This is a genomic window from Syntrophus sp. (in: bacteria), from assembly GCF_040768185.1.
Classification (GTDB): Bacteria; Desulfobacterota; Syntrophia; order Syntrophales; family Syntrophaceae; genus Syntrophus; species Syntrophus buswellii.
On record NZ_JAXGNC010000013.1, the window covers coordinates 60718 to 85368 of the forward strand.

Consider the following 24651-nt stretch of genomic DNA (forward strand, 5'->3'; position numbering starts at 1 on the left):
TTTCGATGATCGCAGGTATAGGCATTGCCGTTGTGTTAATAGCTGTTATTGGTGGCTATCTCCTCGAGCACGGCAATCTTGCCGTTTTGATCCAGCCGGCTGAAATGCTGATCATCTTCGGCGCGGCAACAGGAGCTCTTCTGATCAGCTCCCCCTCAAAGGTCGTCAAAGCAGTTTTCAAGTCAGTGGCTCATATCTTCAAGGGCAGAACATTCGACAAGAAGGATTATACCGAGGCCTTGTTGCTGCTCAACGGCATCTTCTATAAAATCCGTCAGCAGGGTCTTGTGTCGATTGAATCCGATGTGGACAACCCCGGTGAAAGCAGCCTTTTTTCCCAATATCCATCGATACTGAAAAACAAACACGCTGTCGACCTGATCGCCGATACCCTCCGGACCGTCATGACGACCACCATTGCCCCTCATGAACTGGATGCGCTGATCGATCATGAACTGGACATACACTATGAGGAGATGATGCAGCCCGCTAAGAGTGTCAATTTTGTTGCGGATGCACTTCCCGGACTCGGCATCGTCGCGGCGGTTCTCGGTGTTGTTTTAACAATGGGCAAGATCAGCGAACCACCGGAAGTTCTGGGGAAATGCATTGGTGCCGCCCTGGTCGGTACGTTCCTTGGCGTGCTCATGTGCTACGGCTTTGTGGGCCCCATGGGCAAGAACATGGAGCACAGCGCCGGCGAAAACATCCTCTATTTAACGGTCTTAAAGGTAGCATTGCTGGCCTTCATCGGCGGTTCCGCCCCCAAAGTGGCCGTTGAATTCGGACGTCGCGTCATTCCCGCCGGAGACCGTCCAACCTTTGCAGAAATCGAAGAAGCCCTGCGGCAGCATAAGGGATGATCCCATGATGGACGAACAACAGGTTATCATCATCCGGAAGAGAAAGAAACGCCACAACGAGGGGCATCACGGCGGATCCTGGAAGGTCGCCTATGCCGATTTTGTCACGGCGATGATGGCCTTTTTTCTCCTGCTGTGGCTACTCTCCATGGTGTCCCCTGAAAAAAGGATCGCCGTTGCGGAGTATTTCAAATCCTTCTCCGTCATGAAGGAAACCGGTTCTTCCTTTATGACCGGGTCTTCGCAGATTCTGGACAAGGCGGGCGGGGGAGCCAATTCCGTTCAGGACTACAAAAACATCAAGGACAGAATATCGCCGAAGGATCTGCAGCAGCGTTTGAAAAGCGCCATCGACATCAATCTGCAGTCCATCCGGGACCAGGTCATTATCAACATCGTCGATGGCGGATTAAAAATTCAGATCGTCGACAAAGAAGGCAGTTTGATGTTCCCCCTCGGCAGTTCAGAGCCTACGGCCAAGGCGAAGGAAATCCTGAAAATCGTTTCAGACAACATCAAGGAGGGCTCCAACAGGATTATCATCGAAGGCCACACCGACGCGGCCCCCTTCCAGAGTGCGCAGACAACAAACTGGGAGCTCTCAACATCGAGAGCCTCCGCTGCCCGAAGGGAGCTGGAAAAAAACTCCATTGATCCGGGCCGGATTGCCAAAGTGGTCGGTTACGCCGATCAGGAGCCATACATTCCCCTGAATCCCATGGACCCACGGAACCGGCGGATCAGCATCATTGTCATTCAGCCGAAATAAAGAATGCCGCAGACTGAAGAAGGTTGCGGCTCAACGGTGGGCGGCCGGCCTATGCCGGCGCGAAGAAGACCCCGTGCAGGGCATTGAAGGGGCGTTCAGCACATTTCCGGGAAAGTCAGCCGCGCCGCGCGCGGCTATCCACAAAGGACCTTCTTCGATAAGGACGAAGGCTCTACGACGGAGCGTTGTCAAGACAAAAATCCACGACGAAGGGCCCCTCTTCAATTTCAAAAGGAATGATGATGCTCGGCCCCCCCAGGACATGGACGATGGAGTGGCTCTTGCCGGCCACGACCGTTGGAATGGCCGCCGTAATATTCAACCCGTCCGCCTCCAGTTTCTTCCTGGCAACTCCGGAGATCATATTGGTAATCTCTCCGACGGCATCCTTGACGTCATTGTCTATCCCCGACATGGATTCCCCAAGCATGTTGGAGACTATCTTGACAATGCAGCCTTCGCTGAAGCTCAAACCCAGTGATCCTTTAAGATCACCGGTCAACCCGATGATGCCGGAAATATCTCCTTTTGCCACATTGTCCTTCTTCAGATAAGGCTTTCCCGGCTTCGGTTCCACAAATGCCATCGTCTTCAAGACATTCTCCGTCGCATCTAAAAAGGCATTGATAAATCGAACGTCCATTAAGGTATCCCCTTTTTTTCTTCAAGATGTACAGCGCAACGACCGTATCGACTCTATAAGCTCAGGGTCATCTCTCCCTAGAGAGTCTCCAGTATTTTTTCGATCTTCGTGTTGAGAACCTCGGCGGTAAAGGGCTTCACGATGTAATTGCTCACCCCGGCCTTGACGGCGGCGATCACATTGTCCTGAAGCGCTTCGGCTGTAACCATCAGGAAAGGCGTTTTGCTGAGTTCGCTGTCCGCCCGGACCGCCTTCAACAGCTCCAGGCCGCTCATGTTGGGCATGTTCCAGTCTGAGATAATGAAATCGACCTCGTTGTTTTTGAGAGTTCTCAGGGCAATGGCTCCGTCTTCCGCCTCGATGATGTTTTCATACCCTACGGATTTCAAAAGATTCCTGATGACTTTTCTCATCGTCGTAAAATCGTCAACGATTAATATCTTGATGTTTTTGTCCATCATGTCCTCCGGTCTTGACGTTATTTATATTTCCGCGACGGCGAAAAAATTGTTATCGCGGAACACCTCCTTCTTATTCGACTTCTCAGCGTTCACTGAGCTCGAACAATCCTTCCGGATCGATGATCAACCCGATCTGGCCGTCCCCCATAATGGCCCCTCCGGAAATTCCATCGATATCCTTCAATCCGTCCCCGAGACTTTTAATGACGACTTCCGCCTTGCCGATAATCTGATCCACCAGAAGGCATTTTGAACTCGTGGCCCCTTCGACCACGATCAGGATGGCATCCCAGGGATTGACCTTCTCCGGCTCTATGTTGAAGAGATCGTATACTCGGACCAGCGGCATGAGCTGCCCCATCACATTGACCGTTTCCCCCTGCCCCATGATGTGATTATAGGCTTCCCGGGTCGGTCTGAGGGCCTGGCGGATCGCTGTCGTAGGCAGGATGAATCGTTCCTTGCCGACCTTGACGATCATTCCGTCGATGATGGCCATGGTCAGGGGAAATCGCGCAATGAAGGTCGTGCCTTTTCCCGGCGTGCTTTCGATTTCAATTTTGCCCCGCAGCTTTTCAACGGCCTGTCTTACAACATCCATGCCGACACCACGGCCGGACACATCCGTAACTTTCTCCGCCGTTGAGAACCCGGGCAGGAAGATCAGCCGGTATATTTCCTGGTCTGTAAGGCCCTCAACATTATTGACCACGTGATTCGCCAGGGCCTTTTTCAAGAGTTTATCCCTGTTCAAACCCCGTCCATCATCGGATATTTCAACGACAAAGTTCCCGCCCCGATGATAGGCCTTCAGCTGAATCAGCCCCTTTTCGGGCTTTCCGCATTGAAGCCTCTCTTCGGATGTCTCCAGACCGTGATCGACGGAGTTACGGATCATGTGAACCAGGGGATTATAAATTTCATCGACCATGTTCCGGTCCAGTTCCGTATCTTCACCTTCCATCTCGACCACGACATTTTTCCCGACATTCTTTGAGACATCCCGGGCCAGGCGCGCCATCCGCTGAAACGTCTGTTTAATCGGAATCATCCGGAGGCTTGTGGATACTTTCTGAAGGCCGGAAGCAATACGGAAGAGCTGGGCGATATTCCGGGTGAGGTTTTTATTGCCGTTTTCCTGATTGCTGATGTCCTGCTGGACCATCGTCTGCGTAATGACAAGCTCTCCGACCATATCAATGAGATCATCGAGTTTTCGGGTGTCAACCCTGATGGTGGACAACTCGGAGGCCTGCTCCGCCTGCTTTCTCAATGCCTGCGATACCTGCTTGGGCGTGACGGTTCCCTTTTGAATCAGGGCTTCCCCGATCTTCTTGTCGGGGTTGCTGGCTTTGATCTTCAGCCCCTCCTCAAGGGCCTCTTCGGAAATGGCCCCCTCCTCAATGAGAATTTCACCCAGTTTCTGAACCGAGCGCTCCGGTTCAATCCCTTTGTCGACATTCCGGATCCGCGTTTCGAGATCGGACAAATCGACATCCAGGGGGTTGTCGTTCCTGCCCTCCAGGGCCTCTTTCAAGCTGGAAATCATGCCTTTGAGGGCATCGGCTCCGGCAAGGACGACATCGATCAGTTGAGGCGTCACGCTGAGTTCCCCGTTTCTTGCCTTGTCCAGGAGGCTCTCCAGGTTATGCGACAGCCCCCGGATTTTTTCGAGATTCAAAAAACTTGCCACCCCCTTGATGGAATGAAAGGGGCGGAATATTGCGTTGATGTAGTCCTTGTCTTCCGGATTGTTTTCCAGATTCAAGATGTTGACTTCAATTTCTTCTATGTACTCCGTTCCTTCCGAGATGAAATCACGGAGCAGGGACTCATCCTGAATCAAAAACTGCTGTCCCGATGCCTCGGCGTCAGGTTTCTTCTCCTCCTGAGGTGGATCTGCCGACGGAGTTTCTGCGCCCGGTGCAGCGGCCTGTGCTTCAATCGCCCTCCCGGTGACAGCACCTGCCTGGTTGAGATAACTTTCGTATTCTTTTGTATAGCCTCCTGTTTTTTTGTATTCGTCCGCTATCTCCTGCAAAAGGGCTATTCCCCGTTCAAAGGTTGAAATCGCCTTCCCCTTGTCTGCGAGCGAATCCAGGATAACGCATTCAAGAATGACATTCATGCCCTTGGCCACATCCAGGACAGGCACAATCCCCAACTCCGCCGCCTCCCCGGTCAGACCCTCCAGGCTGTTGAGAAATTTTCCCGCTGTTGGAATATTCATATCCTGAGAATCAAGGAATAGAAAATCCGACGCGATAAGATCAATCGACTTCAGCAGTGTTTCAATATTCATGTCTACACCATCCTCACGATTTCATCAGCAATCTGATCAAGATGAACGATTTTATCAACCGCTCCCAGTTTTACGGCTTCTTTGGGCATTCCATAAACAACGCATGATTTTTCATTTTGAGCTATCGTACTGGCGCCCATCTGCTTCATTTCCAGCAGCCCTTCAGCTCCATCCGCACCCATTCCTGTCAAAATAACGCCGATGGCATTCGCACCGGCATATTTCGCGGTGGATTTGAATAAAATGTCAACCGCTGGTCTTTGATGGTGAACCATTGGCCCGGTTTTCACTTCAACGTAATATCTTGCGCCGCTTCGCCGCAAAATCATGTGATAGTTACCCGGCGCGATGAGCGCAGTCCCCGGAGTCACCGAATCATTGTTCCTGGCCTCCCTGACGGTAACATGGCACAGGCCGTTCAACCGTTCGGCAAAAGCGGAAGTGAAATTCGCCGGCATATGCTGTACGACGAGAATTCCCGGCGAATTCGGGGGCATCTTTGAAAGGACACTTTTTAAAGCTTCCGTTCCCCCGGTCGAGGCGCCAATGGCAATCACCTTATTCGAAGTCTCTGCAAGGGCTTTGATGGATTCCTTGGAGCCCGGCCTATATTTTTCCCTCGTCTCACGTTTCTCGACCCTTATTTTCGATGCCGCCCGGATCTTTTCAACCAACTGCCCGCTCATGTCACCCACGGTATAGGAGCTTCCCGGTTTGGCGATGGCGTCGACAGCGCCGATTTCCATGGCCTCCAGGGTCAACTTGCCCCCCTTGGGCGTTAGAGAACTCACGATGATGGTGGGGATCGGGAAATGCTTCATCAGCTTTTTCAGAAAGGTCAAACCATCCATCCTTGGCATCTCGATGTCCAGGGTAATGACATCCGGCTTCAGGGAAACGATTTTATCTCTGGCAACAAAGGGATCAGGCGCTGTCCCCACAATTTCGATGTCAGGATATTTTGAAAGTTCTTCCGAAAAAATTTTTCTGACGATTGCCGAGTCGTCGACAATCATAACCTTGATTTTATTCATACCTACCTGCCTTGACGATCATAGGGATACCAGTCACTGCTTCGAAGTGTACCGACCTTGTAAATCAGGGCTTCATTTTGAGCGGTATTGTAAACGATCTTACGGCCCAATCGACCTCCGACATCCTCGGATATCACTTTGATCCCGTGATGCCTCAGCACACGCCTCGCTATCTCTATGTTTCTGTGAGCAATCTCTTCCGCATCGAGCTGCTCTGCCTGGGCGCCTCCAAAAATCTGCGATCGCAGGTTCTTTTCACTGGCCCCTTCTTCAAGGAACATCCTGATCATATAGGGGATGGCCACATTGCCATAAAGGGCCGTCCCATGTTCTGAACCTTCAACGAAGGGATACAGGAAATTTGACATCCCCCCCTGCCGGCTTTCAGTGTCCCAGAGGGCTACAGCAACCGAGGAGCCGACAACCGTCGATATCAGGTAGGGCTCAGGGCTTAAAAAAATGTAACCCGGATAGAGGAAGTATTCACATGAAGGCTTTATTTCTTTTCCATCCGTCATTAAAACCGCTTTCCCCCGGTCAAGAGCGCTGCATCTGCAGCAGAACGCCCAGTGTTTCTCCGTCTGAATCAAAGACCGCCTGCCACAGATCGGCCTGGGGCTCCGAACAGGCAGGCATCAGATCGCCCTGATTATTTTTTTGACAGGTCGGAATGGAAAGGCTGAACACATTGCTGCTGTCATAGTTGCGCAGCAGATTCCCGCAGACCATGTTGGTCGCTTCCCGGGCGCAGTCCTCTCTCATGGAATCCGATACCTCCTCATCGGAGATACTCAGCATGTTCTGCACCATGCATGAGACCAATCCATCCGTCAGGAACATCTTCATGGATCCCTCAACCGGGCCTTTGAATGTGATTTCCGTTGACATGTCATAGGCGATGTCCTTTCTCTCCACGGGTTCCAGAAAAATAAAGAACATCTTTTCGTACACTTCAAAAGTCGAGGTCGTTATCATCTCCCTCAATTTCCCCATAGCCTCCATCATCGCAGACCCCTAACACTTCATTGAGAATTTTTTTTAAATCTTCCGGTAAAAACGGCTTTTTTATGAAGCCCCTGGCTCCATGCTGAAATGCCTCTTCCATCCGAGTGCTGCTGCCCTCCGTTGTGATCATGATCACCGGAATATCGCCGAAGAGATCGTCCTTCTTAAGATGGCTCAACATTTCGAGTCCGCTCATTACCGGCATGTTGATGTCCGAAATGATGACATCCACCCAATTGTCCTCAAGCAGAGTCATCGCTTCTTTTCCATTGCCGGCTTCGAGACATTTGTCCATTTTGAATCCGGACATTGAAATAATCTTTTTTATGACCCCCCGCATGGCGTTGGAATCGTCTACAATCATCACATTAAAGGACATAACCACCTCTTGAAAAGACTCGCTTCATATTGATCCCTAAACAATTTCCAGCATGCTTCTGGCATCATCAAGAGCATCCAGCAGATCCATCATGTACACTTGGAGATCCTTGTCCCTGAGGTCGAATTTCCTGAGAACTTTGCTGACCCCCCGGTACGCCAGTCCGTCGACTCCATTGCCGATCCCCAGCATCATGCACAGTTGATCCGCCAGATAGACAATCCACTGCATTTCACCCGAAGTTTTATCCAGAAGATCCGGGTGATGGTGAAAGGAGATGGCATCACAGATCTCTGTGGGGAAATTCCATTGCCCGGTAATTTTTCCGCCGAGCTCGGCATGGTTCATGCCGATAATAACCTCTTCGGCTTCAAGAAAAGAGCACTGTCTTTTATCGACCAGCAGATTGATTTTTTCGATGGATTCATAAATATACTCGCCCATGATGATTTTGCCGACGTCATGGAGAAGGGCGGCGGTATAGAGAACGGAATTCTCAACACCGTAGATTTTTTTCGAAAGAATCTGGGACATCAAGGCCACGGCGACGGAATGCTCCCACAGATCCGATGCCGAGGACACGTATCCTTTGACCTTAGTTTTATAATATTTCGATATTCCGGCCGTCTGCACTGCACGAATCAGATTTTCCTTCCCCAGATAGCTCACGGCATCCCGGATCGTCTTGATGGAGCGCCCACTGCTGAACTGAGCGGAATTGCTTATTTTGAGGATATTAACTGTCAACGACTGATCGAAGCTGATGATTTTCGTAACCTCGGCCAGCGAATAGTCCTCTCTGGACAGCAAACCCATCACCTTTACTACTGTGGCAGGAAACGCGGGAAGATCATTGACTGATTTTATTATCTTGTTGATCATTATAATTCCCTTAACAATCCACCTGATCTTTTTACAAAAACCTTGCCCGTGCTGATCTCAAGACGTACGGTCCGATTGTAATTGTTGCCCGTGTCTTCCCCGTTGATCATGACGTTGTTCTTCCAGAACATTTTTCGGACGGCCATGATGTTCTTCTGGCCGATGCGGAAATAATTCGTATCGTCCAGAATACTGGCCCCCCCGATAACTTTGACGATCATCGATTTCTTCTGCGCACCCAGGTTGTAGCAGGCCTTGAACAGAATCGGGATACCCGTGTCGGCAAACATGCCTGGTGTCGCCTTCGCCTTATTCATGTCCAAAGTGGAATCCGGAAGCATGTAGTGTAGAAGCCCACCCACCTTGACCCTGGGATCGTAAATCGCCACGGCGATGCAGGAACCCAGCGCGTAAGTGACAAGAACATCATCCGCCTTGTTGCTCACTTTCAAATCCGATATACCAATGACTACGTCACTCATGGCTTATTTCCGATACACACTTGGTTCGATATATTTAAAGGCATGCTCCAGACCGGTCAGACTTTCAGAATGCCCTATAAAAAGATAACCGCCGTTATCCAAACAGTTGTAGAATTTATTCACCACTGATGCCTGTGTCGGCTTATCAAAATAGATCATGACATTCCTGCAGAAGATGATGTCAAATTCCTGATTCGAGGGAGGGGTTTCCATGAGATTAAATCTCGAAAAATCGATCATATCACTGATTTCCTTCTTTATTCTGACGTATCCGTCCCATTTTCCCTGGCCCTGCTGAAAATATTTCCGCAAGAGAGAAGAAGAAATATTTTTTGTTTTTTCAATGGGATAAACACCATCCGCCGCGATTTTAAGGACCCGGGTTGATATGTCCGTCGCCATGATTTTCACGTTTGCAGGAAATCCGTTTAAGGTTTCCTTGATCGTAATTCCCAAGGAGTATGGTTCCTCCCCCGTTGAACATCCGGCACACCAAATCCTTATGGCCGGCATTTTCCGCATTTGTCTCGACGCATTATCCAAAATGGAGCGTGCAACGGTCTGCAATCGCTGAAAATGAGATTCCTCCCGGAAAAAATAGGTCAGGTTCGTTGAGATGGAATCGATCATTGTGATCAGCTCATCCGTACCACCCCTGGTTGTTACGTGTTTGTAGTAGTCGGAAAAAGATCGAAAGTTCCCTTCACGCAAGCGCTTCCCCAGTCTCGCCTTCACCAGTTCCTTCTTACCATCGTGAAGATTGATGCCGCACTGTGAATAAACAAGCTGGCTTATTCTTTCAAAATCTCGATCGCTCAAATCAGATGAATTCATATTAAGTTCTTAGTTTCATTCGCAAAGGGATCGTGAAAGAAGCGTTAAGGCCTTTCGCCCTCGCCACCACCGCATCCGGTGCATTTTATCGGTAAGCCCTCGATGCGGTGCGGGAAAGGGGGCCCCTCCGCCGTTTCGCGGAGGGGCTGCCTCGATTATTTCCACCTGATGAAGGATCGACCGTCCATGATTCGCGACGAACCGTTTCGTGATCCTCTCTACCTGAACCTCTAAAAATCTTTAAAAGTATCGTCCTCCAACGGGAGGATTTGTTCCGGTGTCATCTCTTTTCTCTTCGATGATCCTTTCCCCAGATTCGGCATACCTTTGGGAAGCGAAGAGATCGTTTTCATAATGCCCCTGCGAAGATTCTGCGCGGATACAGCCACGGCCTGATTTGCACTGGAGGCACCGAGCTTATTGCTTCCCCCGATAATATCAGCCAGTTCATTGGAGATGGATTTCATCTGCTGTGCCTGGGCGCTCAGTTCTTCGGAGGCAGAGGCGGATTCTTCGGCATTGGCCGCGGTCTGTTGTGTCACTTTGTCCATTTCCGTCACTGCCTTGTTGATCTGATCAATGCCCTGGGCCTGCTCGTTGGATGCAGCCGAAATTTCACCAACCAGGCTTCCGACCTTGTCCGTGCTGTCCGCAACGTGCGAGAAGGCTTCATTCGTCTTGACGACGAGATCGGATCCTTCCTTCACCTTCTTGACGGTGTCTTCGATGAGCCCCGCCGTATTGCGTGCGGCATCGGCGGCCCTCATGGCGAGGTTCCGCACTTCTTCCGCCACGACGGCAAACCCGGCTCCCGCTTCGCCTGCCCTGGCAGCCTCCACGGCGGCGTTCAAAGCCAGGAGATTTGTCTGGAAAGCGACCTCGTCAATCGTCTTGATGATCTTTGAGGTTTCCTCACTGGCCTTTGAAATCTGCTGCATGGAATTCGTCAGGAGGGTCATGGAGGCGTTGGCTTCCTGAACAACCGCGTTGGCCTGCTTCATCAGGCTGTCCGCCTGCCCGGCATTTCCGGCATTCTGTTTCGTCATGGAAGACATCTCTTCAAGTGACGAAGACGTTTCTTCGATGGCGGACGCCTGCTCCGATGCCCCTTCCGCCAGGGACTGGCTGGCAGAGGATACCTGCATCGACGCCGAAGCAATCTGATCGGCTGAATCGTTCAGGCTGGTTACCGCCGCCTGAATGGGACGGCTGATACTGCGCGCAAAAAGAAGAACGAGGACGGCGATGATGCCCAGAAAGGCCAGGGTGATCACAACGATGAAATTGCGGATGGATCTTGCTGCAGCCGTCATTTCATCCTTGTCCTGGGTCAGTCCGGCGCTCCAGTTGGTAAGTTCTACCGGTGCATAGCCGGCAATCTTTTCGACGCCATTCAAGCTATATTTGTCGGAACCGGACTTCTGGCTCAGCATTTTCTGTATGAATTCCGTCATACCCTCCTGCTTGCCCAGGTTCATTTCCAGGATATACTCGGCTTTCGGATGGGCAATCACCACGCCATCTTTGTTGATTAAATAGGCGTAACCCGTTTCGCCGATCTTGATGGCATTGAGCTTTTCGCTGATGAAATCGATATTGGCGATGCAGGCAGCAACCCCCAGGAATTCGCCGGAACCGGCATAGATTGGTGCGCCGAAGGGGGCGACGGCTTTTCCCGTCACCTTGGATTTGGAAACTTCACCGATGGCGCTTTTCCCTGTGCTTTTGGCCGCCTTCCAGTAATCCCTCTCTACGAGATTAAGCCCCGCAAGCTTTCCCCCTGAACTGTCCGCGATAACCTTGCCGCCGGCATCCGTAATCACGATAAACTCATAATCAGTGCCAGATTTTTTAAACAGTGTCTCCAGCGCCTTGTTGGCCCGGCTGATTTCTTCGGCGGAAGCTTCGACTCCATTTTTCGCCACACCGGCAACCGCCTCCAATACCGTGTTATTGGAGGCTATATGCGTTACGACCTTGACTTCTTCCTGGAGAACCAGTTGCACCATGTTGCTGATGCTCTTGGCGATCTGCTCTGAGCCTTCCATGGATGTTTTCACCAGAGCGTTTGACGACCTCAACGTGGTGACGATACCGATTACTAGAAGCGGTATCAACACCATCAACAACCCACCTACGATCAGTTTGAATTCCAGTGTCCGTTTTTTCATGTAATCTCCTCTCCTTATACTTTATTAGTGTCTGTCTCTTTTAATATGTCTTGCGAAAGGCACCACGGCTGCGCCTTCACCACCCTGAAACATTCTTTCCATTCTGTCCTGATATGAGAATCATTTTGGGTGTGATGCAGAGCAATGGTCATGCCATACTATCTAATACACCTTTTTTATTGGTTTTGTGGACTCTCCAGGCGATTTCTGCACCGGCAGGGGACTCCGAGCGGAAGCGCGGCAGAAGGTGGCCAATGTATGAAATTTTCTTATTTTGGTATGCTGATACGACATCAACAAAGAATTGCGGAGGGGCCTGACGCATCGTTCCAAAGATGATTCGTGACAATACGTCATTGTTTTGACAAAGAAGCTATTTATAGTTGTAATTTAAAAACTTTTATCCTATAGAATTCTCGTGAATTCATGAAACTGCTTTTTTCCTTGCGGCATGAGGTCTGGCTGCGGATGTGGTGCGGACCGTTTTCATCTTATTGATTTATTTTACATATTTTTCCTGATCGACAGCCGGATCGTCTCACGACGGCTACTAACCAGAGTGGAAAACATGAAAAAACAAAAGATACTGATTGCTGAGGATGATGATCTCAACAGAAATAATTTGACGGAATTGCTCACCATGGAGGGCTACGAGGTCAAGGCTGTCGAAAATGGAAAAGAAGCCATGGCGGCCTTCGTGGAAGACAAATATGATCTCGTCATCACCGATCTCAAGATGCCCGAGGGGGATGGTTTAGAGCTCTTGAAATTCGTCAAGGACATGAATCCCGACAACATCGTGATCATGATGACCGGCTTCGGCACGGTGGACTCGGCCGTGGAGGCGATGAAGTACGGCGCCTTTGATTACATAACCAAGCCGATGAAGGATGACCTGGTGAAGCTGACGGTCAGCAGGGCGCTGTCCTTTGCCAGCCTCCAGGAAGAGAACGTCACCTTGCGCGACAATCTGCGTGAAAAATATGATTTCGGCAAGATGCTCGGCTACAGCGAATGCATAAAAACCATTTTCGACACGATCGAAAAGGTGGCCAAATCCGACAGCACCGTGATCATATACGGCGAAAGCGGCACCGGCAAAGAACTCGTGGCCCGGGCCATCCACTTCAACAGCGACAGAAAAAATTTCCCCTTGATTCCCGTTAATTGTGGCGCCATCCCTGAAGAACTTCTTGAGAGCGAACTTTTTGGCCATGAAAAGGGGGCCTTCACCGGGGCGATACGCAACCGATTGGGCCGATTTGAACTGGCCCAGGGAGGAACTATTTTTCTTGACGAAATCGGCGATATGAGTCCATCGCTTCAGGTCAAACTGCTGCGGGTGATCCAGGAAAAGCAGTTTGAACGGATTGGAGGCGTCAAAACGATCAACGCGGACGTCCGGATTATCGCCGCGACAAACCAGGATCTGGAATTGGCCGTTGCGGAAAAGCGTTTTCGTGAAGACCTCTATTACAGGATCAATGTCATCCCCATTCACCTGCCGGCTCTGCGTGAGAGAGGCCCCGACATCGCCATCCTGGCCAATCACTTTCTGCAGAAATTTGCGCAGACCAAAAAGAAGGATGTGAGCTCCATTTCTCCCGAGGCGCTTGCCTGCCTGCTCCATTACCCCTGGCCGGGAAATGTCCGGGAGCTGGAAAATCTCATCGAGATGCTGGTCGTCCTGAAGGACGGCAATGAAATTGTTCTTGAGGATCTTCCTCTGAAGATCCGGCAGTTTAAAAAGGAAGCCCAGTCCATCGGCTCCATTCAGATCCCTGAGGACGGGATTGATTTCAACGAACTTGTCAATCAGTTTGAAAAGGATATCCTGCTCAATGCCCTGGAAAAAAGCAGCGGGGTCAAGAACAGAGCGGCTAAACTTCTGAACCTTAATCGGACGACCCTTGTCGAAAAGCTCAAGCGGCTCAACATTTCTTCGGAAACCTAGATGACAGGCTGCTCGTGAATCTGCGAAACGCGGCGTGATTCTCAGCCGAAGCACCCGGAGTTCGGATCTCCTGCGCCCCTTTCGGAAAGGCAGAACTGGTGAAAAGGCAGATTTTAGTTGTTGACGATGAAGAAGCCATAAGATCCCTGTTCAAGAGCCTCTTTCCCGAGGACGTTTACGATGTCCATGCCGTGGAGGATGGTCGGGAGGCTCTGCACCTGTTGAGCAATGCCGATATAAACGTCATTTTCCTGGACCTCAAGCTCTTCGGAATGGACGGGATCACCCTGTGCCGTCAAATTCGTCAGACCAATCCCATTGCCATGATCCATGCAATGACCGGGTGGTCGGTTCTTTACGATCTGGAAGAATGCCGGTCCGCCGGGTTCGACGATTATTTCGTCAAGCCGCTGGACATTGACCTGGTTGTATCGACCGTTGAGGAATCCTTTAAGAGGCTTGACCGCTGGCGTCATAAATCCATGTCGCCCCCTGCGGAGCGGCCTCACGGCGCCTAATAACCTCATAACACTGCCAAAGCTTCTGCTTTGAAGGCCTCATCCCTCCTCGACAGGCCTGCACGCGCACCTTCCGCGCCACACCCCGCCCCTCCGACCTCCGAAAGAATTCATAGGGGACAGTGCGCTCAAATGGCACGGTTTATGTAAATGGAAGAAATCCATAAACTAGGAGCCAACATGCACTCCCTTGTCTTGATCGGCGCTGAAAGACATGCTCAGTGCTGCATGATAATGAAGGGGCTCGGAATTCTGACAAAAATTCAATACAGAAACATCAGGAGGGATTTGACCATGACCACTGCGCTTGAAGAAACCATGACCCAGGCTGTCACTTTGATGGCCGACAGAGAAGGCAAGTACCTGACTTTTTCTCTGGCCGGAGAGGAATACGGAATCAGCATTCTGAAAGTCAAGGAAATTATCGGCATGATGCCCATCACAACCGTTCCCCAGACACCGTCCTATGTCAAAGGCGTCATCAATCTCCGCGGCAAGGTCATCCCCGTTGTCGATTTACGATGCAAATTCGGCATGGAATCCATGGAATATACGGAACGTACCTGCATCATCGTCGTTGAAATCGCCGGCAGCGGCAAAATGATCCCGATGGGAATCGTTGTCGATTCCGTTTCGGAAGTCCTGAACATCAAATCCGGCGATATCGAAGAAACGCCCAGTTTCGGAAGCCGGCTGGACACGGATTATATCCTGGGAATGGCCAAGGTCGGCGGCGGCGTCAAAATATTGCTGGACATCGATCGTGTCATGAGCGCTGATGAAGTGGCCGCCCTGGTGCAGTAAACCAGATAACCCTGTGGCATAAAAAAGGCGCTGCGATTCATGGAAGCACAATCCATTTTCCTGCCGCAGACAGCCTGCAGGAACGGAAAAACATTCGCCACAGCGCTGAACCATGATTGAACGCCCCGGGTTTCCTGTTCTTCTGATGTTCTCTGCGCCCTTTTCCTGAAAAAGACGTTTCCTCGAAATCATCAGGAATGCGGATACTGCCCGAAGCTTCGCAGTACCCGCATTCCTTCACTTCCGTCGTTTCCCGGGTCAACCCTGCGAGCCCGTTTCAGAAGGATCACCCCATCATCTTCGAGAGAGGCACATAGTCCAGAGAGTGCGTTTCACCAACAGCGCGGCTGGTCAGACGGCCCTCGAGGGTGTTGACGCCCCGGGCAAGGGACGCCTCCCCGCACAAAGCCTGTTTCAGTCCGGCTTTTGCAATGCGAAGCGCGTACGGAAGGGTCGCATTGTTGAGTGCATAGGTTGATGTTCTCGGCACAGCCCCAGGCATGTTGGTGACACAATAATGGATGACCCCGTGGATTTGATAGACGGGATCGCTGTGCTTTGTCGGCTTCGACGTTTCGACGCAGCCCCCCTGATCGATGGCCACATCCGCAATGACGCTTCCAGGTTTCATGGAGGCCACCATCTCCCGGCTGACAATGACGGGCGCTTTGGCGCCGGGGATGAGAACGCTGCCGATTACCCCATCGGCGTGCCTTACGGAATCCTCGATATTCTGGTGATTGGAACCGAGCGTCGTGAGATGGCCGTGCAGGACCTCCTCCAGGTAGCGGAGTCGATCCAGGTTCGTGTCAATGATGGTGACATGGGCCCCCATTCCCAGAGCCATCCTGGCCGCATTGCTCCCGACAATCCCGCCGCCGAGAACCACCACATCCGCCTGACGGACTCCCGGTACGCCGCCGAGCAGCTTCCCCCGCCCCCCGTTTTCCTTTTCAAGATAGTGGGCAACGACCTGGACCGACATGCGACCGGCCACTTCCGACATGGGCATCAAAAGCGGCAGCGCCCCATTGTCGAGCTGAACCGTCTCGTAGGCAATGGAGGTTGTTCCTGCGTTCAGAAGGGCCAGGGTCAGTTCGTATTCGGCGGCCAGATGAAGATACGTGAAAAGAATCATGTCCTTACGCAGGTAAGCATATTCGGAAGGCTGCGGTTCCTTGACCTTCATGATCATTCCCGCCCTTTCCCACACGGCGGATGCGTCCCGCAAGAGGGTGGCCCCAGATAAACGGTATTCCGAATCCGGAAAGCCGCTGCCTTCACCGGCGCCGCACTGCACGAGAACTTCCATGCCCTCCCGGACGAGCATCCCAACACTGCCCGGCGTCAAGGCTACGCGGTATTCATTGTCCTTGATTTCCTTTGGAACGCCTACGTTCATAGATCCCTCCCTAAAAATCATCCTTTGCCTGCCGAGGCTCGCGGAAGAAAACGTTCACGCTGAAGAATGCACGCCGGTTTTCATCCAAAACTGCCACAGCTTTGCCGAACTGTCAAAAGATAACGTATTGACATTCCCGGCTTCATCGAGTATCAGCATCACTGTAGCATCACGTAAGCATTCATTATTTTTTATATTCCCAGGAATTCATCATGAAACTGAGCAAAACGGACAAGCTGGAATTTGTCGACAGGACCCTTACCGTCAACGGCAAACCTTTTGTCATCCAATTCCCCGATGAGCCCCTGTTCGGCATCGCGGACGGCAAGCTCATCACCATCCTCTTCAAGGGGTGCGGATACACGCAGTATTCATGGGATCCTGAAGAAATCGAGGGATACTTCCCGGATTCCGAACCTTCCTCGTAGATTCAAATCGTCTTAAAAGAGCTGTTCCAGGAGTTCCCCCAGACTTCCCACACGGCACAGCTCCAGCCCTTCAGGATCGGGAATCTCCTGCGAAAGGGTCCTGGGAAGAATGCAGCGGGTAAATCCCATCCGGGAGGCTTCCCGGGTCCGCAGAAGCATCTGGGCGATCCCGCGCACTTCACCCGTCAACCCCACCTCTCCGAAAACCACCGTTCCCGGATAAATCGGCCGGTTCAGAAAGCTGGAAGCCATGGCCGCCACGATCCCCAGATCCACAGCCGGTTCATCGACCCGGATGCCGCCGGCCACATTCAGGAAGATGTCATGAGAGCTCAGATGCATCCCGCAGATGCGGTCCAGGACAGCCACCAGCAGGGACACCCGGCTGGAATCGACCCCGATGCTTGTTCTTCTCGGCATTCCCAGGGTGGAAGGGCTGACCAGCGCCTGGATCTCCACCAGGATGGGGCGGGTTCCCTCCATGCTTGGAACGACCGCCGATCCCGATGCGGAATCGGGACGGTCGGAAAGGAAAAATGCAGAGGGATTGGCAACTTCCGCCAAGCCGCAATCCCTCATTTCAAAGACCCCGATTTCATTGCTCGGGCCGAACCGGTTTTTGATTCCCCTGACGATCCGGTAGGCATGTCCGGAATCCCCTTCAAAATAAAGCACCGTATCCACCATATGTTCCAGTACCTTCGGACCGGCGATGGCGCCGTCCTTGGTGACATGGCCGACCAGAAAAATCGAAATCCCCGTCTTCTTGGCGAAAAGGATCAATTTCCCCGCCGTCTCCCTGACCTGCCCCACACTGCCCGGCGCCGAGCCGAGAATCGACGAGTAAACCGTCTGAACGGAGTCAATGACCGCCACTTCCGGTTTGAGGTCAGACAGATGCTGAAGGATGTTTTCCAGGGCCGTTTCCACGAGCACCATCAGGTTTTTCGATCCGGCTCCTATCCGCCTGCCCCGCAGCTTGATCTGGCGGGCGGACTCCTCACCGGACACATAGAGGACATTCCGATCCTGCTCCGCAAGCTTCTGCAGCACCTGCAACAGCAGCGTCGACTTCCCTATTCCGGGATCGCCCCCCACAAGGACAGCGGAGCCTTGAACAATTCCGCCACCCAGGACGCGATCCAGCTCCATGACGTTTGTTGTGATCCGCTCCCTTTCGTCCGCCTCGATGGCATCGATGGACAGAGGCTTTTCATTGAGCTGCAGGGCGGAAAAGCCGGCATCCCCCTCCGGTCCGCCGATATCCTCCTCGATGAAGGCGTTCCACTCATTGCAGGCGGGACATTTCCCCAGCCATTTCGGTGACTCATAGCCGCAGTTCCGGCAAAAAAAACTGGTTTTTCCCTTCTTCAAAATCTCATCTCCTTTTGCAGCAGAAATGGAAAAAAAGAACTCCGGTTCATGCCTCAGCCTCTATCGAAAGCATGAAAGACTTTTTCTGTAAATTTCTTGAGTAATAAAATCAATATTGGTATAGTGCGCCCGAATTTTAAAACCAAAAAAGAGGAAGAGTGTTTATGCATAACCCAAATTTCAGTTCTGGCCCCTGCAGTAAGAGACCCCTTTGGAACCTTGATGTTTTGAAAGATGCCCCTGTCGGCCGTTCCCACCGCTCCCCTCTCGGGAAGGAAAAACTGGCCAAAGCCATTTCGGAATCAAAACGAATCCTGAACATACCAGACAGTTATCTGGTGGGCATATTCCCCGCTTCGGACACGGGGGCGTTTGAAGCCGCCATGTGGACGCTTCTCGGACCCCGGCCGGTTACCGCCCTGGTCTGGGAAAGCTTCAGTAACGGATGGGCCAACGATATCAAGAATCAGCTTAAATTGGAACCAACGATCCTCAAGGCGGATTACGGTTTTCTTCCGGATCTGAACTCCATCGACTGGTCCAACGATGTGGTTTTTGTCGCCAATGGAACGACCAGCGGCGTGAAGGTTCCCAACTGGGACTGGATACCGGCTGACCGTCAAGGCCTCTCCCTCTGCGATGCCACGAGCGCCGTGTTCGCCATGAAGATCGACTGGTCGAAAATTGACGTTCTCACCTATTCCTGGCAGAAATGCCTCGGCGGCGAGGCGGCACATGGTATGCTCATCTTGAGCCCCAGGGCTGTCGCCCGCATCGAATCCTACGAGCCCCCCTGGCCCATGCCGAAGATCTTCCGCATGAAGAAAAACGGCAAAGTGGACAAAGCCATCTTCGAAGGGGACACCATCAATACGCCGTCCATGATCTGCGTGGAGGATTACCTGGATGCCCTTTCGTGGGCCGATCAGTACGGTCTGGACAAGCTCTGCGAAAAGAGCATGGGCAACCTGAACGTGGTTGAAAACTGGGTCGAACGAACCCCATGGATCGACTTCCTCGCCTCAGCCAAGGAGATCCGCTCCAACACGTCCGTCTGCCTTTCCGTTATCAGCGATAAGGTCCGCGCTCTGGCCAAGGATGATCAGTCCAAGTTTCTCAAAAGCGTCAGCAGCGACCTCAGCAAGCGCGGCATTGCCTATGACATCAATTCCTACAAGGACGCCCCTCCAGGGTACCGTTTCTGGTGCGGTCCGACGATCGAGGAAGCGGATCTGACAGCAGCCCTGGAAGAGCTCGAAAAAGCCTATAACGAAAAAATCAAGGTCCTGTAATTTACCGTAGCTGGAATCGGGCTTCCGCGAAGCCGGCCCCGGCTATTATCCATAGGATTTCTTTTAATCTATCTGATGAACAAACCGCGAAGGAGTTAATTCATGAAAAGAGTTCTTGTCAGCGACAGCATGGCCTCTGAAGGCATTGAAATATTCAGGAATACGCCCGGTATCGAGGTGGATGTCATCACCAAGCATACCCCGGAAGAGCTGAAGGAGCTGGTTTCCGGCTATGATGGCCTGGTTGTGCGCAGCTCCAGCAAAATCACGAAGGAGATCATAGGATCGGCGGAGAAGCTCTCCATTATCGGCCGCGCTGGTGCGGGTGTCGACAACATTGATGTGGCAGCGGCCAGCAAAAAGGGCATCGTGGTCATGAACACCCCGGGAGGAAATACCATCACAACCGGTGAGCATGCCATCGCCATGATGCTGTCACTCGCCCGTAAAATCCCCCAGGCCACAGCCTCCATGAAAGCCGGCAAATGGGAAAAAAGCCGTTTCATGGGCAACGAATACTGCAACAAGACCCTGGGAATCATCGGCATCGGCCGCATCGGAACCGTCGTCGCCGACCGCGCCAAGGGCCTCAAGATGAATGTTCTCGCCTACGATCCCTTCATCGCTCCCGAAGCGGCGGAAAAGATGGGGATCACGCTGGCGACCCTGGATGAAATTTACGGCAGCGCCGATTTCATCTCCGTGCATGTCCCGAAGAGCAAGGAGACAACGGGAATGATCAATGCCGAGGCCTTCGCCAAGATGAAAAAGGGCGTTTTTATCATCAACTGCGCCCGCGGCGGCATCGTCAGCGAAAAGGACCTCTATGAAGCCCTCGTATCCGGTAAGGTGGCCGGCGCGGCACTGGATGTTTTTGAAGAGGAACCGACCAAGAACATGGCCCTTATTTCCCAGGAAAATGTCATCTGTACGCCCCATCTGGGTGCGTCCACGGATGAGGCCCAGACGAGCGTGGCAATCGCCATTGCGGAACAGATGGTGGACTATCTCTTGAAGGGCGAAATCCGCTATGCCGTTAATTTCCCATCGATCAGCGCCGATCTGATGAACGCCATGGCGCCTTATCTCAATCTATCGGAAAAGCTTGGGAAATTTCATGCCCAGATCATTTCTTCCGGGATCCAGGAAGTCCATATCGAGTACAGCGGCGAAATTCTGAGATTTGACGTGACGCCGCTGACGATTGCCCTGCTGAAAGGCCTCCTGACCCCCATCCTCAATGAAAACGTCAATTACATCAATGCACCGATCATCGCGCAGGAACGGGGAATCAATGTAAAGGAATCAAAAGCAGCGCTGTGGGCGATTACCGCAGCATGATTACCCTGACCCTGAAAACCGCAAAGGCCGTAACGACAACGGCCGGAGCGTTGTTTGGGCTGCGAGCTCCCAGGATCGTCCGGATTAACGACTTCGCGGTCGACGTCGTTCCGGAAGGTCACCTGCTGATGTTATACAATTATGACAAGCCGGGAGTGATCGGCAACGTCGGCACCGCAATCGGGGCCGCCAACATCAACATCGCCAGGATGCACTGGAGCCGGGTGAAGGCGAAACAGAGAGCCATGGTGGTCTTCAGCACGGATACTCCGCTGGACGAAGAAATCCTGAAAAAGATGAAGGAGACGACCAATGTCATTTCTGTGTATCAACTGGAAATGTAGAGGCGTTTCAAGATCTTCATAGCAGTAAGCAAGTCGAGGAGAATTTACCGTATGGCCAATGTTGTCGTTGTTGGAACACAGTGGGGGGATGAAGGCAAGGGAAAGATTGTTGACCGCTACGCGAAAGACGCACAGGTCATCGCCCGGTTTCAAGGTGGGAACAATGCCGGTCACACGCTCGTCGTCAACGGAGAGCAGACGATTCTTCACCTTATTCCCTCCGGGATACTCCACAACTCCAAAGTCTGCATTATCGGCAATGGCGTGGTGGTCGATCCGAAGGTGCTCATCGAGGAAATCGAGAATCTGAAGACCCGGGGACTTTTTCCACCTGACACCCGCCTGTTCGTCAGCGAAAAGGCCCATACCATTCTGCCCTACCATCGTCAGTTGGATCTTGCCCGTGAAGCGCACCGCTCCGGCAAGAAAATCGGAACAACGGGCCGCGGCATCGGTCCCGCCTATGAGGACAAGATATCGCGGGTCGGCATCCGGATCTGTGATCTCATGGACGAAACCCTCTTCCGGGAAAAGCTGGCCGTCAATGTCGAAGAAAAGAACTTCTATCTAACCCGCCTTTTCGGAGAGGAACCGATCAGGGAGCAGGAAATCTTTGATGAATACCGGGTCTATGCCGACAAGCTCCGCCCCTATGTTGCGGATACCTCGCTGATTCTTGAGCAGGAAATGAAGACCGGCAAATCCATCCTTTTCGAGGGCGCTCAGGGCTGCCACCTGGATATCGAACACGGGACCTACCCCTTCGTCACATCCTCCAGCACGGTGGCCGGGAATGCATCCTGCGGAACAGGAGTCGGCCCGTCCTCCCTTCACGAGGTCGTGGGCATCTGCAAGGCCTATACAACCCGGGTGGGCGAGGGGCCTTTTCTCACGGAACTGAACGACGAAATCGGCGATCGCCTGCAACAGGTCGGCCAGGAGTTTGGAGCCACGACAGGCCGGAAACGTCGCTGCGGTTGGCTGGATATGGTCCTGGTGAGGCAGGCCGTACGGGTTTCGGGAATCACCGGCCTTGCCATCACAAAACTTGATGTCCTGACGGGCCTGGAAACCCTGAAAATCTGCGTCGGCTACCAGTCGGACAGCGCACTTTATCCTGAATCCGTTCCGCCTACTCCGAATCTTTTGAATTCGTGCAAGCCTGTTTACGAAGAAATGGCCGGCTGGACCGAGGACATCAGGAAGACTCGCCGACTGGAAGAACTGCCCGCTAATGCCAGGCGTTATATTGAAAGGCTGGAAACCTTGGCCGGCGTACCGGTGATCCTGGTGTCCGTCGGTGCGGGGCGGGAGGAAACAATCGTGCTGAAGAACCCCTTTTCCGATTAGCAGTTTCTTCTTGACAACAAAAGAGTCTTGCTGTTATTAGGTCGAACCTTCCGACGCATTTCAGGGCCGTTAGCTCAGTCGGTAGAGCAGCGGATTTTTAATCCGTTGGCCGTGGGTTCAAGTCCCATACGGCCCACCAATGTCCCGTTTTGGCATCCCGAACATTATGCGCCAACTGGACGTATGTGGTTGTCGATCCGCTCTTGTTTTTTCTGGAGATTGTTCTGATGTACATGTCTACTCATGTAACGTAGACTACCAACGATGTCAAGCATAATTACATATTTCGCATGCCTACAGGTTTTTCAGTTTTTTGAGAGTCCGACTGTGAAAATTCAATGACTTACGCTATTCAAAAGGTCAAAATATGCCTACGACTGTCGAACGCGGGGGAATGGTAGAGAGGATCATTCTTGCCAGAATGCATCTACAAATTCTTACTCTGAGTTACTTTCAGTACTAACGATTACGATCTGAAAACATATATTAAGAATATTTTCAAATAATATAGGCAGAGCCATTTCTGACTCTGCCTTTGCTTACCTCATTTCCTATTTCTATTCTGAAAGAAGTGATGAAGGGTGTCGTTAAAGAGTAAGCTTTTACCAACCCCACATCATGCCAGGACCTCGACCGCGCCCACCCCAAGGTCCTCCTCCATGCCACCCACCAGCCTGTAAAGCGTGCTCAAACATGGCAAGGTGGTAGCGTGTTTGGATCAGAAGGTTGTTAAGAATCCCGGCAGTGTCGCGATCTTCGGCATTCTTGATCAGCCATTCATAACGTGGGATGAGGTCGCGTTCCATTTTTACACATAATTGATAGGCCTCATCAAGGGTCTTCGTGTCTTTCACAACTGGGGACTTCCCATCTGTAGGAAGGCCGTAGGCTGCGAAAAGTCGCTCGATTGTCAAGACATGGTCTTGCTCCTGCGGTATGATCATGTGATACGGCATGTAAGTATTGTACTTCTCCGAATCCACTGCGTACTGCTCAAAAGAAAGTCTTTCCAGTGCCAGGATGTCACGCAGCTTCCCGATCCACTCCTTATTCTTGGGAACTGGCAGTTTGTTCGGCACAGAATAATATCCTCCATAGCCCATCATCCCGCCCCGTCCCATTCCGTAGCCAGATCCCATGCCATATCCAGAACCCCATCCACGCCCATAGTATTCATCGTCGTATCCTGGCCCATAATCATAGCGAGATTGGGTCATTGCCGGTAAAGCCATGAGTAAAACGATGAGAACGACACTGATTTGCAGCATTTTTCGTTTCATATTTTCCTCCTTATATTTTGGCTTCTGGGTCATTCGTGTTGCCTACTCTGAAAGTTCACGCTTAATCCGGTCAAACTCTTCCTTAGTTATTTCACCCTTAGCGTAACGTTTTTTCAGAATGTCGAGGGGAGTCTTCTCCGACACTTCCCCGCCATTTTTTCTCTTGGCGGTCTGGATTACAAAGTAGAGCAGGATACCGATCATTACGAGTAATAGGATCCACATAAACCCACCTCCGTAACCATAGTACATCATGTGACCCCAGCCCGGGCTTGAACCGTAAGGATAATCCTTGGTACAACCTGTTAGGATTGATAGAAACAAAGAAAGAATCGGCAATAGTCTTCCGTTCATGTGTCCCCTCCAATCAAACAGAATGAAAAACACCTTACAATAGATGAACGAGACCAATGTAAAAGTATCAATTTTACATATATTTTTCAATACTGATTGATTACGGAAATGATCTTATCTGAAAAATGTAAACAATAGTCGAAATTGCAAACTGTTTATTTGTAATTGAACTGTCGCATTATTCTGATGATATGATTGCGATTGATAACAGGAAGAAATGGTGCTTTCAACCTAGACGTAATATTTGCAGATGAAGCAAATGAAAGAGAGAGTGTCAAATATATAGGGTATTTTGATTTTTGCGAAATAAATACTTTTTCAATTAAGTATCCCTACAACGACAAATGAAAGTTAATGGAATTGCTTTTTCTTTCTATGAGACAAA

Annotated in this window: 25 protein-coding genes and 1 tRNA gene; 11 read left to right on the forward strand and 15 right to left on the reverse strand. The window is 51.5% G+C overall.

Translation table 11 applies throughout. The features are described 5' to 3' along the window. Window positions 1-5: 5 nt before the first annotated feature. Both motA and AB3175_RS11950 read left to right on the forward strand, forming a co-directional pair. Window positions 6-863 (forward strand): flagellar motor stator protein MotA, encoded by an 858-nt coding sequence (motA, locus tag AB3175_RS11945; RefSeq protein WP_367361168.1) that lies wholly within the window; start codon window positions 6-8, stop codon window positions 861-863. A 4-nt stretch (window positions 864-867) separates the two neighbouring features. After that, on the forward strand, window positions 868-1632 hold the full coding sequence (locus tag AB3175_RS11950; protein ID WP_367361169.1) for a flagellar motor protein MotB: 765 nt from the start codon (window positions 868-870) through the stop codon (window positions 1630-1632). 172 nt (window positions 1633-1804) lie between these two features. On the opposite strand, the gene AB3175_RS11955 is transcribed toward AB3175_RS11950, so the two are convergent. From AB3175_RS11955 to AB3175_RS12005, 11 genes are all read right to left on the reverse strand, one after another. Next, window positions 1805-2275 carry a chemotaxis protein CheX gene (locus AB3175_RS11955; RefSeq protein WP_367361170.1) on the reverse strand — a complete coding sequence of 157 codons (471 nt, stop codon included), beginning with the start codon at window positions 2273-2275 and terminating at the stop codon, window positions 1805-1807. A 77-nt stretch (window positions 2276-2352) separates the two neighbouring features. Continuing rightward, a complete protein-coding gene (locus AB3175_RS11960; protein ID WP_367361194.1) occupies window positions 2353-2733 on the reverse strand; it encodes a response regulator in 381 nt (126 codons plus the stop codon). An 85-nt stretch (window positions 2734-2818) separates the two neighbouring features. Further along, the gene (locus AB3175_RS11965; protein WP_367361171.1) at window positions 2819-5038 is read right to left on the reverse strand and encodes a chemotaxis protein CheA; all 2220 of its coding nucleotides are present in this window, start codon (window positions 5036-5038) and stop codon (window positions 2819-2821) included. Window positions 5039-5040: 2 nt separating this feature from the next. Further along, window positions 5041-6072: a chemotaxis response regulator protein-glutamate methylesterase gene (locus tag AB3175_RS11970; RefSeq protein ID WP_367361172.1), complete on the reverse strand. Its 1032-nt coding sequence runs from the start codon at window positions 6070-6072 to the stop codon at window positions 5041-5043. Window positions 6073-6074: 2 nt separating this feature from the next. Next, entirely contained in the window at window positions 6075-6590 is a 516-nt protein-coding gene (locus AB3175_RS11975; protein WP_367361173.1) for a chemotaxis protein CheD, read from the reverse strand. Window positions 6591-6609: 19 nt separating this feature from the next. Further along, a complete protein-coding gene (locus AB3175_RS11980) occupies window positions 6610-7065 on the reverse strand; it encodes a chemotaxis protein CheX (RefSeq protein ID WP_367361174.1) in 456 nt (151 codons plus the stop codon). After that, entirely contained in the window at window positions 7025-7456 is a 432-nt protein-coding gene (locus AB3175_RS11985; RefSeq protein WP_367361175.1) for a PleD family two-component system response regulator, read from the reverse strand. The genes AB3175_RS11980 and AB3175_RS11985 overlap by 41 nt, the downstream gene beginning before the upstream one ends. A gap of 36 nt (window positions 7457-7492) precedes the next feature. Then, window positions 7493-8338 carry an HDOD domain-containing protein gene (locus tag AB3175_RS11990; RefSeq protein WP_367361176.1) on the reverse strand — a complete coding sequence of 282 codons (846 nt, stop codon included), beginning with the start codon at window positions 8336-8338 and terminating at the stop codon, window positions 7493-7495. Then, the gene (locus tag AB3175_RS11995) at window positions 8338-8820 is read right to left on the reverse strand and encodes a chemotaxis protein CheD (RefSeq protein WP_367361177.1); all 483 of its coding nucleotides are present in this window, start codon (window positions 8818-8820) and stop codon (window positions 8338-8340) included. Before AB3175_RS11995 ends, AB3175_RS11990 begins: the two co-directional genes overlap by 1 nt. A 3-nt stretch (window positions 8821-8823) precedes the next feature. Next, window positions 8824-9654 (reverse strand): protein-glutamate O-methyltransferase CheR, encoded by an 831-nt coding sequence (locus AB3175_RS12000; RefSeq protein WP_367361178.1) that lies wholly within the window; start codon window positions 9652-9654, stop codon window positions 8824-8826. A 230-nt stretch (window positions 9655-9884) separates the two neighbouring features. Continuing rightward, on the reverse strand, window positions 9885-11825 hold the full coding sequence (locus AB3175_RS12005; RefSeq protein WP_367361179.1) for a methyl-accepting chemotaxis protein: 1941 nt from the start codon (window positions 11823-11825) through the stop codon (window positions 9885-9887). 568 nt (window positions 11826-12393) lie between these two features. On the opposite strand from AB3175_RS12005, the gene AB3175_RS12010 reads away from it, so the two are divergent. The 3 genes from AB3175_RS12010 (at window position 12394) to AB3175_RS12020 (ending at window position 15101) form a co-directional block, all read left to right on the forward strand. Continuing rightward, the gene (locus tag AB3175_RS12010; protein ID WP_367361180.1) at window positions 12394-13779 is read left to right on the forward strand and encodes a sigma-54-dependent transcriptional regulator; all 1386 of its coding nucleotides are present in this window, start codon (window positions 12394-12396) and stop codon (window positions 13777-13779) included. A 98-nt stretch (window positions 13780-13877) separates the two neighbouring features. Then, the gene (locus AB3175_RS12015; protein WP_367361181.1) at window positions 13878-14297 is read left to right on the forward strand and encodes a response regulator; all 420 of its coding nucleotides are present in this window, start codon (window positions 13878-13880) and stop codon (window positions 14295-14297) included. Window positions 14298-14591: 294 nt separating this feature from the next. After that, a complete protein-coding gene (locus tag AB3175_RS12020) occupies window positions 14592-15101 on the forward strand; it encodes a chemotaxis protein CheW (RefSeq protein WP_367361182.1) in 510 nt (169 codons plus the stop codon). A gap of 286 nt (window positions 15102-15387) precedes the next feature. On the opposite strand, the gene ald is transcribed toward AB3175_RS12020, so the two are convergent. Next, entirely contained in the window at window positions 15388-16503 is a 1116-nt protein-coding gene (gene ald / locus AB3175_RS12025; protein WP_367361183.1) for an alanine dehydrogenase, read from the reverse strand. A 212-nt stretch (window positions 16504-16715) separates the two neighbouring features. Here ald and AB3175_RS12030 point away from each other — a divergent pair, with 212 nt between their 5' ends. Then, a complete protein-coding gene (locus AB3175_RS12030) occupies window positions 16716-16931 on the forward strand; it encodes a hypothetical protein (RefSeq protein WP_367361184.1) in 216 nt (71 codons plus the stop codon). 12 nt (window positions 16932-16943) lie between these two features. On the opposite strand, the gene radA is transcribed toward AB3175_RS12030, so the two are convergent. Further along, window positions 16944-18305: a DNA repair protein RadA gene (radA, locus tag AB3175_RS12035; protein WP_367361185.1), complete on the reverse strand. Its 1362-nt coding sequence runs from the start codon at window positions 18303-18305 to the stop codon at window positions 16944-16946. A 164-nt stretch (window positions 18306-18469) separates the two neighbouring features. Between radA and AB3175_RS12040 the strand changes: the two genes are divergently transcribed. From AB3175_RS12040 to AB3175_RS12060, 5 genes are all read left to right on the forward strand, one after another. Next, window positions 18470-19597 (forward strand): phosphoserine transaminase, encoded by a 1128-nt coding sequence (locus tag AB3175_RS12040; RefSeq protein WP_367361186.1) that lies wholly within the window; start codon window positions 18470-18472, stop codon window positions 19595-19597. A gap of 102 nt (window positions 19598-19699) precedes the next feature. Further along, a complete protein-coding gene (serA, locus tag AB3175_RS12045) occupies window positions 19700-20938 on the forward strand; it encodes a phosphoglycerate dehydrogenase (protein WP_367361187.1) in 1239 nt (412 codons plus the stop codon). Continuing rightward, window positions 20917-21282 carry an ACT domain-containing protein gene (locus AB3175_RS12050; protein ID WP_367361188.1) on the forward strand — a complete coding sequence of 122 codons (366 nt, stop codon included), beginning with the start codon at window positions 20917-20919 and terminating at the stop codon, window positions 21280-21282. Before serA ends, AB3175_RS12050 begins: the two co-directional genes overlap by 22 nt. A gap of 51 nt (window positions 21283-21333) precedes the next feature. Further along, window positions 21334-22632 carry an adenylosuccinate synthase gene (locus AB3175_RS12055; RefSeq protein WP_367361189.1) on the forward strand — a complete coding sequence of 433 codons (1299 nt, stop codon included), beginning with the start codon at window positions 21334-21336 and terminating at the stop codon, window positions 22630-22632. Window positions 22633-22695: 63 nt separating this feature from the next. Next, a tRNA-Lys gene (locus AB3175_RS12060) sits at window positions 22696-22771 on the forward strand. A gap of 463 nt (window positions 22772-23234) precedes the next feature. Here the strand turns inward: AB3175_RS12060 and AB3175_RS12065 are convergent. Next, on the reverse strand, window positions 23235-23912 hold the full coding sequence (locus AB3175_RS12065; RefSeq protein ID WP_367361190.1) for a hypothetical protein: 678 nt from the start codon (window positions 23910-23912) through the stop codon (window positions 23235-23237). 42 nt (window positions 23913-23954) lie between these two features. Further along, on the reverse strand, window positions 23955-24266 hold the full coding sequence (locus tag AB3175_RS12070; RefSeq protein WP_367361191.1) for an SHOCT domain-containing protein: 312 nt from the start codon (window positions 24264-24266) through the stop codon (window positions 23955-23957). Between the last annotated feature and the right edge of the window lie 385 nt (window positions 24267-24651).